The sequence below is a fragment of the Haemophilus sp. SZY H35 genome, from assembly GCF_018829705.1.
Classification (GTDB): domain Bacteria; phylum Pseudomonadota; class Gammaproteobacteria; order Enterobacterales; family Pasteurellaceae; genus Haemophilus; species Haemophilus haemolyticus_K.
Genome location: NZ_JAHKJZ010000003.1, coordinates 195,607 through 213,864, shown reverse-complemented (window position 1 = coordinate 213,864; position 18,258 = coordinate 195,607). Strand labels below are relative to the sequence as shown.

The window sequence follows — 18,258 nt, the reverse complement described above, 5'->3', positions numbered from 1 at the left end:
AAAGTGTTCTCTTTTTTTTACTTAAGGATGTAACATATGCATAACGAAAACTTAAAAGAATTGACCTTTCGAGGGATCATCCTCGGCGCATTGATTACAGTGATTTTCACTGCATCCAATGTGTATCTCGGTCTAAAAGTGGGGATGACATTTGCGTCATCTATTCCGGCGGCTGTCATTTCTATGGCGGTACTCAAATTTTTCAAAGATTCTAGTATTCTTGAAAATAACATGGTGCAAACACAAGCATCTTCAGCGGGGACACTTTCTTCTGTGATCTTCGTCTTACCAGGCTTATTAATGATGGGTTACTGGCAAGACTTCCCATTCTGGCAAACTATGTTGATTTGTGCTGCGGGTGGTACATTGGGCGTGTTATTCACCATTCCATTACGCCGTGCGATGGTGGTAAACAGTGATTTACCTTATCCTGAAGGTGTAGCGGCTGCAGAAATTTTAAAAGCGGGTAATCATGCGGATGGCGACAGCGGCGTGAAAGATATTGCTTACGGTGGTGTTTTAGCGGGATTAGTTGCATTTTTAACGAACGGTTTACGCGTGATGGCTGATGGTGCAAGCGCTTGGATTCAAACTGGTAAAGCAGCTTTCCAATTACCAATGGGCTTCTCACTAGCCTTGCTGGGTGCCGGTTATTTAATTGGTATCGTAGGCGGTATTGCGATGTTAATCGGTGTTATTTTGACTTGGGGTGTGGCTGTGCCATATTTCACGATGTCAGGTGATATCGCGGCAGACGCAAGCTTAATTGATGCAGCAATGGTGGTTTGGAAAACGAAAGTACGCTTTATTGGTGTGGGTACGATTGGTATTGCAGCGATTTGGACATTGCTGATTTTAATGAAACCAATGATTGAGGGGATGCTACATTCTTTCCGTATGTTGAAAGGTGGGCAGGCTGAATCTGAGCATCGCGTTGATATCGACCTTTCTCCAAAAACAATGAGTTATATCTTAATCGCGACAGTTGTGTTGATTGTTATTTCATTACATCACTTTATCGCAGCTGCACCGATTTCACCTGAGCTTTCCATTTTATTAGTGGTTGTTTGTACTTTCTTAGCTGTATTTATCGGCTTCTTCGTGGCCGCAGCTTCTGGTTATATGGCGGGTTTAGTAGGTTCATCTTCAAGCCCAATTTCTGGTATCGGGATTATTTCTGTTATCGTGATTTCATTGGTATTGGTGTCAATCGGTAATGCATCAGGATTATTTGAAACCGTAGATGGTCAGAAATTTTTAACCGCACTTACACTCTTTACTGCGTCAATTGTTTTAACCACCGCAACGATTTCTAATGATAACTTGCAAGATTTAAAAACCGGTTTATTAGTAGATGCGACACCTTGGCGTCAACAAGTCGCATTAATTATCGGCTGCTTTGTCGGTGCGCTTGTTATCGCACCAGTATTAGAAATCTTATATCATGCGTATGGTTTCAGCGGTGCGTTGCCACGCCCAGATATGGATCCTTCACAAGCGCTATCTGCACCACAAGCAACATTAATGACCACCATTTCTCAAGGTATTTTCACCAATAAATTGGAATGGACTTACATCTTAACTGGTGTGGTTTTGGGGGCTGTGTTAATTACGATTGATGCATTCTTGAAAAAAGTTAGCAACAAAGTCTTTGGCTTGCCAGTTATTGCCGTGGGGATTGGTATTTACTTACCACCATCAATTAATATGCCTGTGATTGTCGGTGCATTCTTAGCGTGGATCATGACTCGCCATATTGCAAAACTTGGTAACAAAGAAGTGTCAGCTAAAGCAGAACGTTTCGGTACCCTTTTCTCTGCAGGTTTAATTGTAGGTGAAAGCTTAATGGGGGTGATTTTAGCATTCATTATTGCGGCTTCTGTTACTACCGGTGGTTCTGAAGCGCCATTATCCTTAAATCTTGAAAACTGGGATACTATTGGCGAGTGGTTAGGTTTAATCGTATTTATCGTGGGCATTGTGATTTTTGCATCTCGCGTATTACGTGCGAAAAAATCTGATTAATCCTTAAATTTATTTTAGAATAGGCTACCTTTGGGATAGCCTATTTTTTTATTATGAAATCTTATTTAAAAACACTTATTTTTTTTCCTCTAATTTTACAAGTAATCGTCACCGCACTTTTGATTTGGTTCGATGATGATTCAAGTGGCGTTATCGTTCCTTTTTCTAGCTATGCTCTCACAGCATTTCTTCTTGCTACAATTCCCGCATTTTTAACCGCACTTTTAGCTGCAAAATTCCGTTACACACGTTATAACATTGCTTCGATTGTATTAGTTTCATCGATCATTTCATTTGTTTACTGCCATATGGCATCTTATTTTTATTTACTATTGCTCGGTGAACAAGAAACTTCCTTTTGGGGCTGGTTAACCGAAGGGGGATTATCCCTCGGGCTAATAAGCACATGCGGAATGGTGTTTTATGCTCTATTTGTGATGCCGTGGTTGCTGCCAAAAACAAGAGAATAATTTTATGCTCACGTTAAACGAACATTTACTTAACCAAGTATTGCTGATTGCTTACCAAGCGGGTAAGCATTTGCAACAGTTTTATCAAAAACAGGTTCATGTTGAATTGAAAGAAGACAATACACCTGTGACGGAAGCGGATCTTTTTGTGAGCAAATTTTTAACAGAAAAATTGACTGCACTTTTTCCTAATGTCCCCGTTCTTTCGGAAGAAAATTGTCATATTTCCTTTGAAGAACGTAAAAATTGGAAAGAATATTGGTTAATTGATCCTCTTGATGGCACACAACAATTTATTAATCGTGCCGATCAATTTTCTGTGTTGATAACCTTAGTTCGTAAAAATAAGCCAGTATTAAGCATTATTCATGCACCAATTTTATCGACAACTTATTATGCAATGCGTGATTTCGGCGCATTTAAAAAACAACTGGATCAGGTAAAAAAACTCACTAAAACCACGATGAATTTTGACCGCCCTTTACGAATTGCGGTAGGTGCAACCACTTCACAAGAAAAAGTGAGGTCGATTTTACCGAAGGATTTTCCTAGTGAATTTGTTGTAGTGGGTTCAAGTAGCTTAAAAAGTGGTTTAGTGGCTGAAGGTGCAGTAGATTGTTATGTTCGTTTAGGACAAACTGGTGAATGGGATACCGCTGGCGCTGAAGTCCTACTGGGTGAAACTCACGGTGCCATTTTTGACTCTCATTTTGAGCCTTTAACCTATAACCAACGTGAAACCTTGATTAATCCGCATTTTGTCATGGTGGGCGATCAATCGCTCGATTGGCGTTCTGTCTTTCAATTTAATTGATTGGTTCGATTGGTTTTTTTCTCTAGAATACGGCATTATTTTCCGATATTACTCGGAATCTTATAAGGAATAATTATGCAAACTGATAATAACTGTATCGTCATCTTTGGCGCGTCTGGTGACTTAACTCACCGTAAACTCATTCCAGCTCTTTATAATCTCTACAAAATCGGGCGTTTGAGTGAAAACTTTTCCGTTCTAGGTGTTGCGCGTTCTGACTTGAACGATGAAACTTTCCGCGAAAAAATGCGTGAGACCTTAATCCATAATGAAGAAACAACACCAGAAACCTTAGATGCTTTCTGCTCTCATCTTTATTACCAAGCAGTGAATACTTCGGATGCTCAAGATTATGGCAAACTTGTTCCACGTTTAGATGATCTTCATGATAAATATAAAACCTGTGGTAACACCCTTTACTATATGTCCACTCCGCCAAGTCTTTATGGCGTGATCCCTGAGTGTTTGGCTGCACATGGTTTGAATACGGAAGAATATGGCTGGAAACGTATTATTGTTGAAAAACCTTTTGGTTACGATGAAAAAACAGCGCAAGCGTTAGACGTACAAATCCACCATTTCTTTGAAGAACACCAAATTTATCGTATCGACCATTATTTAGGTAAAGAAACCGTTCAGAACTTGCTCGTATTACGTTTCTCAAATGGTTGGTTTGAACCGCTTTGGAACCGAAATTTCATTGATTATGTAGAAATTACGGGTGCAGAATCTATTGGCGTGGAAGAGCGCGGTGGCTATTATGATGGTTCTGGTGCAATGCGAGATATGTTCCAAAACCATTTATTGCAAGTATTAGCGATGGTGGCAATGGAGCCACCAGCGATTATTAATGCGAATTCAATGCGTGATGAAGTAGCAAAAGTGATGCATAGTTTGCGTCCATTAACTGTAGAAGATATGGAGCATAACCTTGTTTTAGGTCAATACACTGCGGCTGAAATTAACGGCAAAATGGAAAATGGCTATTTAGAAGAAAAAGGCGTACCGGCAGATTCTCGCACTGAAACCTACATCGCATTACGTTGTGAAATTGAAAACTGGCGTTGGGCTGGTGTGCCATTCTATGTCCGTACAGGTAAACGCTTACCAGCAAGGGTGACGGAAATTGTGATCCATTTTAAAACTACGCCACATCCTGTATTCAGCCAAAATGCACCAGAGAATAAATTGATTATTCGTATTCAACCTGATGAAGCGATTTCAATGCGTTTTGGTTTGAAAAAACCAGGTGCAGGCTTTGAAGCGAAAGAAGTATCAATGGATTTCCGTTATGCAGATTTAGCAGGCGCACAAGTATTAACTGCTTATGAACGCTTATTGTTAGATGCGATGAAAGGCGATGCAACATTATTTGCTCGTACTGATGCTGTGCATGCCGCGTGGAAATTTGTGCAACCGATTTTAGATTACAAAGCTAATGGTGGTCGTATTCATGAATATGAAGCTGGCACTTGGGGCCCTGTGGCAGCCGATAAATTAATCGCAAAACAAGGTAAGGTTTGGCGTAAACCGACAGGCTTAATGAAGAAAAAAGTTTAATTAATCTAATGTAGGGTGGGCTTTAGCCCACCACTCTTAATATCTAACATAATAAATTATGGGCTAAAGCCCACCTTACGGAAAATCAATGAACTATATCAGCTTCCCAACGGCTCAACACGCAGTCGATAAAATTGCCCAAGAATTTGTGATTTATAGCCAATTAAATCATCCCGTACATATTTCCCTTTCCGGTGGTTCAACACCTAAGTTGTTATTTAAAACCTTATCCAAAACGCCTTATGCGGAACAAATTAACTGGAAAAATCTGCATTTTTGGTGGGGTGATGATCGCATGGTTCCACCATCCGATCCTGAAAGCAACTATGGCGAAGTGCAAAAACTCTTATTCGATCATATTCAAGTTCCAGCAGAAAATATTCACCGAATTCGCGGTGAAAATGAACCGCACTTTGAGCTCAAACGTTTCGAAGAAGAATTAAGTGCGGTCATTCCAAACGGTGTTTTTGATTGGATCATTTTAGGTATGGGAACTGATGGTCATACCGCTTCTCTTTTCCCACATCAAACCAATTTTGATGATAAAAACCTAGCTGTCATTGCTAAGCACCCTGAAAGTGGTCAAATTCGCATTTCTAAAACAGCTAAACTTATTGAACAAGCCAAACGCATTACCTATTTAGTCACAGGTGAAAGCAAAGCAGATATTTTAAAAGAAATCCAAACGACTCCAGCCGATAATCTACTTTACCCTGCAGCAAAAATTAAAGCAAAAAATGGTGTAACGGAATGGTATTTGGATAAAGTGGCAGCGAAATTGCTATAACAAGTTGAGTATCCAATATCACAGGCTTGCAAAATGATAGACTACAAAGTGAATGAACCGATTTCAGTTAAACAATTTATTGAATTGCTAAATAAAACAACGCTCGGGGCACGCCGTCCGTTAGAGGATGAAAAACGTGTCGCAGCAATGTTACACCATGCGGATTTATTAGTGACCGCTTGGGATGGTGAACGATTAGTGGGTTTAGCACGTTCCGTGACGGATTTTGCCTATTGCTGTTATTTATCTGACTTAGCGGTTGATGAACAATATCAAAAGCAAGGTATCGGTTTGCAATTGATTGAACACACTAAGCAAGCCCTACATCCACAAGCCAAAATTGTGCTTTTATCGGCTCCACAAGCCGTGGATTATTATCCACATATTGGATTTACGCAGCATATGAGTGCATGGACGAAGAGTTAATTTATTAGCATTGTATGGATTAAAGTAAGATTAAAATATAGATACATCAGATGCGGAGTGACTTAATGTTGAATTTAGATAATAAAAAATTTGTTGCTGTTGAAAACACCGCAAATGGTGAAGTGAGTAGCCAAACAGAATTTCATTACCATCAACAAGGTAAAATGATTTGGGCCGAATATGGTGGCGGTGAAATTTTAAAAGGCTTCTTAATTGGGAAATGGATTGACGATATTCAAATTGAATTTACGTATCAACATTTAAATCAATCTCTAGAAAACCGTTTGGGGCGTTGTTGTACCACATTTTCTTTAGAAAAGAGTAAACTCATCGGCTATGAAAAATGGCAGTGGCTAGACACGTTAGAGCAAGGTAGCTCTTTGATTAGAGAAATTTAAAAGAAGTTTTGCTATAGAATATCTGAAACAAGGTATCATCTTGCAGTTAATTGAATACACTAAGCAAGCCTTACATCCACAAGCCAAAATCGTGCTTTTATCTGCTCCACAAGCAGTGGATTATTATCCATATATTGGATTTACTCAACATATGAGTGCGTGGACGAAGAGGTAAATACTTGGAAAGGTGGCTGCACTTTTGCGTAGAAAGAAGATGGATTACTGATAGCGCACGTTTCATAACGTATGCTTGTAGATAAAGGCACGCGTCAGGAGACACGCGCTATCATAGGGTTTTTAATTTAATAACATTTATTTTTTAGGGTAAAAATATGAAAAAAATATTAGTAACATTATTTGCATCTCTCATATTGACCGCATGTGTGACAGATAATAACAAGACTACTTCTTCACAGCCTGAAATTAATCAGATTAGTGATATTCCTGAAAGTATGAGAACGATCTCTAAAAAACAAGTTCCTGCTAATATAAAAGATGGTGAATTTACAGGAACTGCAAGTAATGGTCGAACTTTTAAAACAGTTGTAAAAAATGGGTATGTAGATAAATATTTTGATGTTTATCACCCTAATGGGAAATTGCACTCTCATACACCATTGGTAAAAGGACTAGCTCAAGGATGGTCTGAAGGTTATACGCAAGAAGGTAAGTTAAGAACAAAAATTTTTTATAAAAATGGACATCTAATTCGATTTCAAGTCTATGATGAAAAAGGTTCTTTGATTAAAGATATTAAAGAATAGAATTTATTTTGTAGAGTGCAACTTATTGCACCAACATATTCAAATCGGTACAACAACTTGTACCCTACAACAGGAGAAAACAATGTCAGTAAAAGGCGACATCGGTGTTATCGGCTTAGCCGTTATGGGGCAGAACCTCATTTTAAATATGAACGACCACGGGTTTAAAGTGGTGGCGTATAACCGAACCACATCCAAAGTGGATGAATTTTTACAAGGTGCGGCAAAAGGCACGAACATTATCGGTGCTTATTCTTTGGAAGATTTGGCCGCTAAATTAGAAAAACCACGCAAAGTGATGTTAATGGTGCGCGCGGGTGATGTGGTGGACCAATTCATTGAGGCATTACTGCCACATTTAGAAGAAGGCGATATCATCATTGATGGCGGTAACTCAAACTATCCTGATACTAACCGTCGTGTAAAAGCATTAGCGGAAAAAGGTATTCGCTTTATCGGTTCGGGGGTTTCTGGTGGTGAAGAAGGTGCGCGTCATGGCCCCTCTATCATGCCGGGTGGTAACCAAGAAGCATGGCCATATGTCAAACCAATCTTCCAAGCAATCTCAGCTAAAACCGAACAAGGTGAGCCTTGCTGTGACTGGGTTGGTGGTGAAGGCGCTGGCCACTTTGTGAAAATGGTTCACAATGGTATCGAATATGGCGATATGCAATTAATCTGTGAAGCTTACCAATTCTTAAAAGAAGGTTTAGGCTTAAGCTATGAAGAAATGCAAGCTATCTTCGCAGAATGGAAAAAAACTGAACTTGATAGCTATTTAATCGATATCACCACCGATATTCTTGGTTATAAAGATGCTGATGGTGAACCATTAGTTGAAAAAATCTTAGATACAGCTGGCCAAAAAGGGACTGGTAAATGGACGGGTATCAATGCATTAGATTTCGGTATTCCATTAACCTTAATCACTGAATCTGTCTTTGCTCGTTGCGTATCTTCATTTAAAGATCAACGTGTTGCCGCTAACCAATTATTCGGCAAAACAATTCAACTGGTTGAAGGTGATAAAAAAGTGTGGATTGAAGCAGTACGCAAAGCCTTATTAGCGTCTAAAATTATTTCTTACGCACAAGGCTTTATGCTGATTCGTGAAGCCTCTGAACAATTTGGCTGGAACATCAACTACGGTGCAACCGCATTATTATGGCGTGAAGGTTGTATTATCCGTAGCCGTTTCTTAGGCAACATTCGGGATGCATATGAAGCAAATCCAGATTTAATCTTCTTAGGTTCAGATAGCTACTTCAAAGGCATTTTAGAAAACGCATTAAGCGACTGGCGTAAAGTGGTGGCAAAATCGATCGAAGTGGGTATCCCAATGCCTTGTATGGCCTCTGCGATTACCTTCTTAGATGGCTATACTTCAGCCCGTTTACCGGCAAACTTATTGCAAGCACAACGTGACTATTTCGGTGCACACACTTACGAGCGTACTGATAAACCACGTGGTGAATTCTTCCACACCAACTGGACAGGTCGAGGTGGGAATACAGCCTCTACCACTTATGATGTGTAGTTAAAATATCGATAAAAATTACCGCACTTTGAGATATTAAAGTGCGGTATTTTTTTATCTCTTTTTTATTATTTATTAAGCTTTAACTGGTATATCAGCTAATACATTTACTAATACATTCCAGTATGTTGCGACAGTAGAAATCTGTACTTTCTCATCTGGTGAATGCGCATTACGGATAGTTGGTCCTAGAGAAATCATTTCGATATTAGGATAATGCTCTTTGAGTAATCCACATTCCAAACCCGCATGAATGACTTTAATATCAGGTTGTTTTCCTAACACTGCAGCATAATGTTTTTGGGTAAGATTTAATATGGAGGAATCATTGACTGGTTTCCAACCTGGATATGGTGCTGAAAATTCAGTTTTCGCACCCGCAAGGTTGGCAACAGAGGTTAATAATTCTGTTACATAATCTTTACCGCTTTCAATTAATGAACGTACTAAAATAGTCCCCTTCACACTGTGATCTTCGGTTTTTAATACCCCAATGCTGAGTGAACTTTCGACAACATTTTTGATTACATCGCTATTACGAATGACGCCGTTAGGTAACGCGTTTAATAAATGAATGACTTTTTCTGTTGATTCTAAGGTAAAGATAGATTGTGGTTTTTCCGCTGATTCTAAGAAAAGCTTAAGGTTAGGTTCAGCAATGAATAATTCTTCTTTTAATAAAATGTTTAGTTTTTCTACCTCACTTTCAAAAGCATGAGGTTCGCCATTGAAAACTAGAATCGCAACAGCTTCTCTAGGAATAGCGTTTCGAATTGAACCACCACGAATTTCTGCAAGCTGGAAAGGAGAAGTGTTTTGTGAAAGTTTCGCTAATACGCGAGCCATAACTTTGATTGCATTAGCTCGTCCAGTATGAATATCGCAACCTGAATGTCCACCACGCAAACCTTTCAATGTGAGTTGAATTGATTGTTCAAAAGTGTTGTTTTCCCATTGAATTGGTATTGATAAATTGGCATTAATCCCTCCGGCACAACCGATATAAATTTCTCCGACTTCTTCAGTGTCAGTATTGATAAGAATGTCCGATTGTAGCCAATTACGACGGAGGTGTAATGCACCGTCCATTCCTGTTTCTTCTGTCATGGTAAGAAGGACTTCAAGTGGTGGATGTGCGATGTTATCGCTTTCAAGAACGGCTAATGTAGATGCTAAACCAATACCATTATCGGAACCAAGCGTTGTCCCTTGTGCTTTTACCCAATCGCCATCAATATAAGGACGAATCGGATCTTTAGTGAAATCATGGGGATTACCTTCATTAGCCTGAGGTACCATATCCAAGTGGGCTTGCAATACAACAGGTGTGCGATTTTCCATACCTACTGTTGCAGGTTTGCGAATTAAAACATTACCCGCCTCGTCACGTTCTGCAAAAAAATGTTTTTCTTTTGCCCAGTTAACAATAAAGTTTGCAAGTGTATCTTCATGATGAGATGGATGTGGTATTGCACAAATTTGATCGAACCATTTCCATAGCAATTCGGGTTGAAGCGTTGTAATTTCAGACATAGTTTCTCCTTTTTATCGAAAAAGTTTGAGGAAATAATAGCATAAAATGCTATTTCAGGTTATCCTTACGCAATTTTTATTTATTGACAAAATTTAGGGTATTAAAATGAGTGAAAAATATGTGGTGACTTGGGATATGTTCCAAATGCATGCTCGTAAATTATCAGAGCGTTTACTTCCAGCATCCCAATGGAAAGGTATTATTGCTGTGAGTCGCGGTGGTTTATTCCCTGCTGCTGTATTAGCTCGCGAGTTAAGCATTCGCCACGTAGAAACCGTTTGTATTGCAAGTTATCATGACCACAATAATCAAGGTGAATTGCAGGTTCTTCACGCTGCACAGGTACCAAATGGCGGGGAAGGTTTCATCATAGTTGATGATCTAGTTGATACAGGTAATACGGCACGTGCAATCCGTGAAATGTATCCAAATGCAAAATTTGTGACAGTATTTGCAAAACCAGCAGGGGCAGAACTAGTTGATGATTATGTGATTGATATTCCTCAAAATACTTGGATTGAACAGCCTTGGGATTTAGGATTAATGTTTGTACCGCCTCTTGCAAGAAAATAAGTTTATTCTTTAGACTTGAATGCGAAATCTCTTTGATTTCGCATTTTTTTATCTCTTAATTTACCTTTTGAGTTAATCCGTGTCATTTCGGAAACAGGATTATTTATGCTATTCTAAGCGCAATTTTAAAAGGAATCCTTATGTCTGAAATTAAACTTAATTACCATAAAACTCACTTTTTAACGAGTGCGCCGAATATTCGTTCTATTCCTGAAGATACGGGCATTGAAATTGCGTTTGCGGGTCGTTCAAATGCGGGAAAATCGACCGCACTTAATGCATTAACCAATCAAAAAAATTTGGCCCGTACCTCAAAAACACCAGGGCGCACACAACTCATTAACTTATTTGAAGTGGAACCAAATTGTAAATTGGTGGATTTACCAGGCTATGGCTACGCAGCTGTACCAGAGCAAATGAAAATCCAATGGCAAAAATCATTAGGTGAATATTTGCAAAAACGCGAATGTTTGGCGGGATTGGTTGTGCTGATGGATATTCGCCATCCGCTTAAGGACCTTGATCAACAAATGATTGAATGGGCGGTTTCAGCAGATTTACCAGTACTTTTATTGCTTACTAAAGCCGATAAATTGAGTCAAAGTGCACGTAGTAAACAAGTGAAAATGGTGCGCGAAGCGATTCTTCCATTCCAAGGTGATATTCAAGTAGAAGCCTTTTCTGCACAAAATAAAATTGGTATTGATAAACTTGCAGCGAAATTAGATTTTTGGTTTTCGCCACTTTTTGCGGAATAAAATGTAAATTTTGCGATCTAGATCGCAAGAAAAGCACATGATGAATGATTTCATTATGTGCTTTTTTTATAGTGCAAAAACTATTTTCATTTTTACCGCACTTTAAGGATTATCATGTCCCTTGCTATTGTTTACAGCCGTGCTTCTATGGGTGTGCAAGCACCGCTTGTCACCATTGAGGTGCATTTAAGCAACGGAAAACCAGGATTTACGCTTGTTGGTTTGCCCGAAAAGACGGTGAAAGAGGCACAAGATCGGGTGCGTAGTGCGTTAATGAATGCACAATTTAAATATCCAGCCAAGCGTATCACTGTGAATCTCGCCCCTGCGGATTTGCCGAAAGAAGGTGGTCGATTTGATTTGCCTATTGCCATTGGAATTTTAGCCGCATCGGAGCAGCTTGATGCGAGTCGCTTAAAGCAATTTGAATTTGTGGCTGAGCTTGCGCTTACGGGCCAATTGCGTGGTGTGCATGGTGTGATTCCTGCTATTCTTGCTGCGCAAAAGTCAAAGCGAGAGTTAATTATCGCGAAACAAAATGCCAATGAAGCCTCGCTTGTTTCTGATCAAAATACTTATTTTGCGCAAACGCTTTTAGATGTGGTGCAATTTCTCAACGGTCAGGAAAAATTACCCCTTGCCACTGAAATTGTGAAAGAAAGTGCGGTAAATTTTTCGGGTAAAAATACATTAGATTTAACGGATATTATTGGTCAACAGCATGCCAAACGAGCATTGACCATTGCCGCCGCTGGTCAGCATAACTTGCTCTTTCTTGGTCCTCCTGGCACAGGGAAAACCATGTTAGCTAGCCGATTGACAGGGCTTTTACCTGAAATGACTGATTTAGAAGCGATAGAAACGGCATCTGTAACGAGTTTAGTTCAAAATGAGCTAAATTTTCATAATTGGAAACAACGTCCTTTTCGCTCACCGCACCATAGTGCATCAATGCCTGCTTTAGTTGGAGGCGGGTGTTAAATATATAAAACACCGTCAAACTATATAAATAATTGGCACTTAGCATATAAGATCATTTATAATCTAAAAATCCGTTTTAAGTGTATGAAAAGGATATAGATTATGTCATTCGTAAATAAACTTACCATAAATGAAGTTACCTACGAACCTTATGACGGTTTCTGTCCTGATTTTTCAGCATATTTCAACAAACTCAAATATCCTGATAACCACAAAGAATTAAATCCAAAACCTACACCACCAATTCAAGGTAGCAGTTGGTATTTCCCTTCTTATGAATATATCGTTGTTTGGTATGATGACAATTTGATTTTTCATCAAAAAAACACTCAAGCAAACGTTAAGATTAAGCTGGTAAATTTAACTCGCCCTACTTATGGAGATGGGCATAAACTTAGTGTGTTGTACATTACCGTTCCTATCAATGTCCTTCATTATTTCTCTATCGGTAGTGTTTGGAAAAATGGCAAAGCAATAAAACAAGTACAATTAAAAGAATATCTCATTACAGCTAATCAAGAAGTTAGCGAAGAAAAAGATAACGTCAGCTATTGCTCTTTTAACGATACAAAACATCAAAGACGTAGCACCCCATTTGAACCCAACTTATACACCATTGATTCAGATTGTAATAATTATAGATACGACCAAAATCAGCTAATCAAAATTCAGCAAGAAGGTACGGATTTTATTGTTCACCCATTACAGCTTTTTTGCAGTCATTATGGAATGTCGGCAGATATAAAGAGAATCTTAGCGACATATAACTGGGATAACGTTAGAGAACGTTTTTATTTAGACGAAAACGAAGCATCTCTACATTCTCAAAAACACGTTCTTTTACCAAAACATTTCGTAAAGAAAGACGCTATCTTTCTATACCATCTAAAATATGACCTAACTACATTATATAAAGTAAAGAAACTTATTCAGGAAATACTTCTCTCACATCAAACTCATATTTCTATTAATGTTCCATTTTGGCACACTCAACCTGTGCAACTTAAAATTCGTGGGATTGAGTTAGGCGACGTTGTATTGTGTGCAGAAGTCATTGGTATAAACCAGCCTGAAGGTGATGATATTACACTTGTATTACATCGAAACAAAAAAGCAGATGGTGAAGGATCTCTACCTGAAAACGGGGAAAAGCCAATAATTAAACGATATAAACGAGAAGTAGAAACAGAAAGTCTTGCCAATAAGATTGTAGATAGCGAACCCGATAATAGAACCGTACAAGATATTAAGAAACTGTTTGAGAACTTAGGTAAACAAAGAATTATCAACCAAATCAAACTTGAATCTAAAAACAACAATCCACCTCAAAGACAAGCATTATTACCAAAAGAAGCTAATGCTTCTGGATTCGGGGATTATTACGGTAAAGAAGGCACAACAGGGCTAGCTGTGTGCTACCTAGATGATTCGGCGGAGAATAAAGATATAAGACTATTCCGCTTGTGGGAGATGGCAAAAGCTTTTGCTTCATTAAATCGAGGAACCGCACATTGGTTTACCCCAAATTTGGGCTATCGTGATGATGACAATTTAGTGTTTTTATCGCTAGAGCATGATACCGCATTTGCTTACCCTGAAATTGCATTTGTGATTCGTATCGTGCTTGGTAACGAAACATTTTATATCATAGATTTTTCTCAAAAATCACACGATATTTCAATGAGTGGCATCGCCTACAAAGAAAGCTGTGACGAAGATTTCATCAGTCTTAATGATATTCAAAGCAGTAAATTAGCGGAAATACTAAGTGAAGTTATTCTTAAAGAGCAGCTACCAACAGAGTACATTTTAGAACAAAATCAATATCAAACCAAAATATCAACGTTTAGACACCCTACTGCCCAAAGTAGTAACTGGGTGTATAACGCTATAAATAAACTAACAACAAAAAATCTGAATAAAAATACAATTAAACTTTAATGGAATCTAAATTATGGCAAATATTCTATGGAAGCAATTAGATAAAGAGAAACAAGATAAATATATCAATAGAATAAGTATTCTTGGGATACTTAGTGGGCTATTTAAAGATTTAGATGGTGAGAACGGAAAAAAACCATACCTTCATTATAGGAACCATGAAATTTCATTTATAAATAGTTTTGAGGTTCAAGGGATTACTAGAAAAGATAGTGCTTTTGATGCTATCGTTAGGATTGGTGATAAGGCTATTGGAGTAGGGTTAAAAACTTGGATTCATAATTCAGATTTCTCAAATCAAAAAGTAGCGGAATTTAATAAAAAGAGTGGAGAACTCAGAAAATTATTTGAAGCAGGGGAAGATGTTGATTTAGTTCATAGAATAGCAGAACTTAGAAATAATAGAATTGATGATGATAAAAGACTTTATGAAACAGATTTGGATATATATCACTTTATAACTAGAGATACCAATTGTTTTTATATAATAGAATCTCCCTATGAAAAAATTGACATAAATAACATTAAAGATATATATAAAAGAGACTCGTCTATATCTTTTAATGATGGAAAAAATGATTACATTTTTAATATGAGCAAAAGCACCTTATTTAAAAGGTTTGATGCTTCTGAAAATGAGAGAATTCTATCTGTAAAAATTGATATACACGATGATCCATTTTATATATTAGAAAATATATTTAACTCTGAACCATCCTCTAATGAAAAAGATTGCTCTGTAATGCCACCATTGCACGATGACAATACTTATTTAGTTGATGAGAAATCAACATTTGATACATCTTTAGATTTAGAAATTCCTCAAAATTTACCGATTATCCCATCGTTTGACAAAAGTGATAACTTTATAATATTGCCGTTGTACAATGATGATACTTATGATGTTAATGAAAAATCTGCATTTAATGCATCCTTAGCAAGTTCAAAAAATAAAGGTAGCAATATTCCTAGACCAGCATACGAAGCTTATGCGCATATCCCGAAATATATCCATCAGTTATTTCCTAATTTCTTCGGTTTTGATGCACTGGATAGAGAATCAAGGAGTAAATCACATTTCAATTTACACCTTCCTAATGGCACGATGATTACCGCTAAAATAACTCAAGATGATGGAAAATCCTTGCAAACTAACCCTCAATCAATTTTAGGTAAATGGTTGTTATTTAGTATATTTGGGCTTAAAGAATATGAAATGCTCACCAGAGATATTCTTGATGAAAAAGAAATTGATTCAATAAAAATAACTAAGATCGATAATAACAACTTCAAAGTAGATGTTTGCAGTTATTTAGATTATGAAAAATGGAAATTTGAACATAAAGAAGAGATTTTTAAACTAAAAAGGGATAACAAAATTACAAAAATTCCTGTTTTAAGACCTGAGCTTATTCGTGAGGATTATGAAGATGACAACTAAATTTGAACGAATGTTATGTTCGCACATGATTAATCAAAAAAAACCATTTGAAGAGAACGTACAAGCAACCGAAGATGATATAAGAAAATGTTTAAAGTTTTGTTGGAATATGACTTATGGAGCGCATGGTGAACATAGAGATCATAGAACAGGTGGGGTAAAAAAAAGAAATAAAGAACAGATATTTCAAGATATATTCATTGGAAAAATGGGAGAAGTAGCATTTTATAATTGGTGTAAAAAGAGGGGTAAATTAGAAATATCAGAAATTGATTTTGATTGTTTTGATTTAGGTAAATGGGATTCTTCTGATTTTATACTTACAGACAATAACAACGAAAAAATTAAGGTTGCCGTGAAAACAACAAAAGATTTCGGTAACTTGCTATTACTAGAAGTGAAAGATTGGCGCGTAACAAAAACAGAAACAAAAGACGAAGCTATTTACATCCCCAATAAGGATAAGGATGGTAGAGGATTTTATGATTATATTGTGCTTTGTAGAGTTAAAACGAATCTTAAAATTAACCCTCAAAGTCTTACAGAAGATTCTATCGAAGTAATGGCAAAATCACTAGAAGTTAAGTTGCAAGTTGTTGGGATGATAAAAAATAAAGAACTTGCTGAAATAATAAATAGTGGCAAATATAAGATTTATCAAGGTGATACACTTAATAATAGTACAATCATGGATGCTGATAATTACTATATTCAAAGCGGTGCATTTGTATTGCCTAAGTGATTAAATTACGTGCTGCATTTTACGCTTAAATCTGTATAATACGCCACCATATTATGGTTATTGAGATTTTTTATGAAAATGAGATGTGCTTCATTTTTTGCAGGTGTAGGCGGTATTGATATTGCTTTTGAGCAGGCAGGGTTTGAAATTGTATATGCAAATGAATTAGATAAATTTGCTGTTGAAACATTTAAGGCTAATCACAAAACCTTTATAGATCATCGTAGTATTACTGATGTTCAAGCTAAAGACATTCCTGATTTTGATATTATGTTAGCAGGATTTCCTTGTCAGGCTTTTTCGGTTGCAGGTTATAGAAAAGGGTTTGAAGATAAAGGTCGTGGAGATCTTTATTTTGAGTTGGAAAGAATTTTTATTGAAAAGAAACCCAAAGTTATTTTCTTGGAAAACGTAAAAAACTTAGTTAGTCACGATCATGGTAGAACATTTGAAATCATCAAGAAATCATTAATGGATAACGGCTACCATATAAAGCATCAAGTCCTAAACGCTTCTGAATATGGAAATATACCTCAAAATAGAGAACGTATTTATGTTGTATGCTTCCAAGATGAACAAGCTATGAAAAAGTTTCAGTTTCCTGAAAAAATCGAACTCACTGCAACGTTACAAAATATGTTAGAAGATGAAAATACAATTGATGAAAAGTATTTTTATACAGAAAAAACACCTTTCTTTGATAAGTTAGTTGAAGAAATTAAGGATGCTAAAACTCTTTATCAATGGCGCAGACAGTATGTAAGAGCGAATAAAAGTAACTTATGCCCTACATTAACAGCTAATATGGGAACTGGTGGACATAATGTTCCATTGCTTAATGTTCAAGGTAAAAAAAATACTATCAGAAAATTAACCCCTAGAGAATGCTTTAATTTTCAGGGGTATCCTAAAGATTTTATTTTACCAAACATTAGTAATGCAAGTTTATATAAACAAGCAGGAAATAGTGTTGTTGTTCCTGTAATTAAGCGCATAGCCGAACAAATTAAGAAAGTCCTTTAGAAAAAGAATGGCTCAATAGCCATTCTTTCTATTCTGTATAATTTTATCAGATTAACTGATACTTGTAGCAAGATCGTTTATAATCTACGTGATTCACTTAATTTAGAAAATGCAAGCATTTATTTTAATTTACATTCTGACATTAAATATATTCTATCAATGTGCAAAAAGATTACGCTTTTTCTACTATGTCATATTGTTGGTGATTATCATCACTATAAGTCGTTATTTAATTGTAAATTATCAAGATAATCTAATGTGCTATGTCATTGCGGTAGGCAATGCTTATGCGATACTGTTTGAATTCATTATACTCATTGCTGGTTTAATTTATCGGTTTGGTTACTTGAAAACCCCTATTTCCAATGCAAATATGATTTTGACAATGCCTACATTAGCACTCTTTCCCTGTGTTGTCCTGTGGGGAGAGATGAAAAATGAACATATTGCCTATTGGGATAATTTCACTCGTTATTAAGGGAAA

Annotated in this window: 17 protein-coding genes and 2 pseudogenes; 18 read left to right on the top strand and 1 reads right to left on the bottom strand. The window is 37.0% G+C overall.

All coding sequences use genetic code 11. The annotated features are described in order from the left end of the window. Positions 1-36 precede the first annotated feature (36 nt). The 10 genes and pseudogenes from KP710_RS06945 to gnd all read left to right on the top strand — a co-directional run bounded on the left by KP710_RS06945 (position 37) and on the right by gnd (position 8,781). Complete coding sequence (locus KP710_RS06945) at positions 37-2,025, top strand: OPT family oligopeptide transporter (RefSeq protein WP_048953395.1); 1,989 nt, start codon at positions 37-39, stop codon at positions 2,023-2,025. Between the two features lie 53 nt (positions 2,026-2,078). Next, positions 2,079-2,495: an HI_0559 family membrane protein gene (locus KP710_RS06940; RefSeq protein WP_048953399.1), complete on the top strand. Its 417-nt coding sequence runs from the start codon at positions 2,079-2,081 to the stop codon at positions 2,493-2,495. Positions 2,496-2,499: 4 nt separating this feature from the next. After that, positions 2,500-3,309: a 3'(2'),5'-bisphosphate nucleotidase CysQ gene (gene cysQ, locus KP710_RS06935; protein WP_048953400.1), complete on the top strand. Its 810-nt coding sequence runs from the start codon at positions 2,500-2,502 to the stop codon at positions 3,307-3,309. Between the two features lie 75 nt (positions 3,310-3,384). Further along, positions 3,385-4,869 (top strand): glucose-6-phosphate dehydrogenase, encoded by a 1,485-nt coding sequence (gene zwf / locus KP710_RS06930; RefSeq protein WP_048953401.1) that lies wholly within the window; start codon positions 3,385-3,387, stop codon positions 4,867-4,869. An 88-nt stretch (positions 4,870-4,957) separates the two neighbouring features. After that, positions 4,958-5,656 carry a 6-phosphogluconolactonase gene (gene pgl, locus KP710_RS06925; RefSeq protein WP_048953402.1) on the top strand — a complete coding sequence of 233 codons (699 nt, stop codon included), beginning with the start codon at positions 4,958-4,960 and terminating at the stop codon, positions 5,654-5,656. Positions 5,657-5,689: 33 nt separating this feature from the next. Next, positions 5,690-6,082: a GNAT family N-acetyltransferase gene (locus KP710_RS06920; RefSeq protein WP_048953403.1), complete on the top strand. Its 393-nt coding sequence runs from the start codon at positions 5,690-5,692 to the stop codon at positions 6,080-6,082. Between the two features lie 65 nt (positions 6,083-6,147). Next, complete coding sequence (locus KP710_RS06915) at positions 6,148-6,480, top strand: avidin-fold protein (protein WP_009499570.1); 333 nt, start codon at positions 6,148-6,150, stop codon at positions 6,478-6,480. Positions 6,481-6,496: 16 nt separating this feature from the next. Beyond that, positions 6,497-6,655 (top strand): annotated as a pseudogene (locus tag KP710_RS06910) (GNAT family N-acetyltransferase); the annotation flags it as partial. 157 nt (positions 6,656-6,812) lie between these two features. Beyond that, positions 6,813-7,244, top strand: a complete 432-nt coding sequence (locus KP710_RS06905) for a toxin-antitoxin system YwqK family antitoxin (protein WP_111407771.1) — start codon at positions 6,813-6,815, stop codon at positions 7,242-7,244. 82 nt (positions 7,245-7,326) lie between these two features. Then, a complete protein-coding gene (gnd, locus tag KP710_RS06900) occupies positions 7,327-8,781 on the top strand; it encodes a decarboxylating NADP(+)-dependent phosphogluconate dehydrogenase (protein WP_215771033.1) in 1,455 nt (484 codons plus the stop codon). Positions 8,782-8,856: 75 nt separating this feature from the next. On the opposite strand, the gene pepD is transcribed toward gnd, so the two are convergent. Beyond that, a complete protein-coding gene (pepD, locus tag KP710_RS06895; protein ID WP_048953408.1) occupies positions 8,857-10,314 on the bottom strand; it encodes a beta-Ala-His dipeptidase in 1,458 nt (485 codons plus the stop codon). Between the two features lie 106 nt (positions 10,315-10,420). Between pepD and gpt the strand changes: the two genes are divergently transcribed. The 8 genes and pseudogenes from gpt (at position 10,421) to KP710_RS06855 (ending at position 18,252) form a co-directional block, all read left to right on the top strand. After that, positions 10,421-10,888 carry a xanthine phosphoribosyltransferase gene (gene gpt, locus KP710_RS06890; RefSeq protein WP_048953410.1) on the top strand — a complete coding sequence of 156 codons (468 nt, stop codon included), beginning with the start codon at positions 10,421-10,423 and terminating at the stop codon, positions 10,886-10,888. 140 nt (positions 10,889-11,028) lie between these two features. Then, positions 11,029-11,646, top strand: a complete 618-nt coding sequence (yihA, locus tag KP710_RS06885) for a ribosome biogenesis GTP-binding protein YihA/YsxC (protein WP_005632793.1) — start codon at positions 11,029-11,031, stop codon at positions 11,644-11,646. Between the two features lie 114 nt (positions 11,647-11,760). Continuing rightward, a pseudogene (locus tag KP710_RS06880) lies at positions 11,761-12,621 on the top strand (YifB family Mg chelatase-like AAA ATPase); the annotation flags it as partial. 108 nt (positions 12,622-12,729) lie between these two features. Then, positions 12,730-14,568 (top strand): hypothetical protein, encoded by a 1,839-nt coding sequence (locus KP710_RS06875; RefSeq protein ID WP_215771031.1) that lies wholly within the window; start codon positions 12,730-12,732, stop codon positions 14,566-14,568. Positions 14,569-14,581: 13 nt separating this feature from the next. Next, positions 14,582-16,009, top strand: coding sequence for a phospholipase D-like domain-containing protein (locus KP710_RS06870; RefSeq protein ID WP_215771030.1), 1,428 nt, complete (start codon positions 14,582-14,584; stop codon positions 16,007-16,009). Further along, entirely contained in the window at positions 15,999-16,751 is a 753-nt protein-coding gene (locus KP710_RS06865; RefSeq protein WP_215771029.1) for a hypothetical protein, read from the top strand. The genes KP710_RS06870 and KP710_RS06865 overlap by 11 nt, the downstream gene beginning before the upstream one ends. 72 nt (positions 16,752-16,823) lie before the next feature. Next, complete coding sequence (locus KP710_RS06860) at positions 16,824-17,774, top strand: DNA cytosine methyltransferase (protein WP_215771028.1); 951 nt, start codon at positions 16,824-16,826, stop codon at positions 17,772-17,774. 202 nt (positions 17,775-17,976) lie between these two features. Next, complete coding sequence (locus tag KP710_RS06855) at positions 17,977-18,252, top strand: hypothetical protein (protein WP_215771027.1); 276 nt, start codon at positions 17,977-17,979, stop codon at positions 18,250-18,252. The last annotated feature ends 6 nt before the right edge of the window (positions 18,253-18,258 follow it).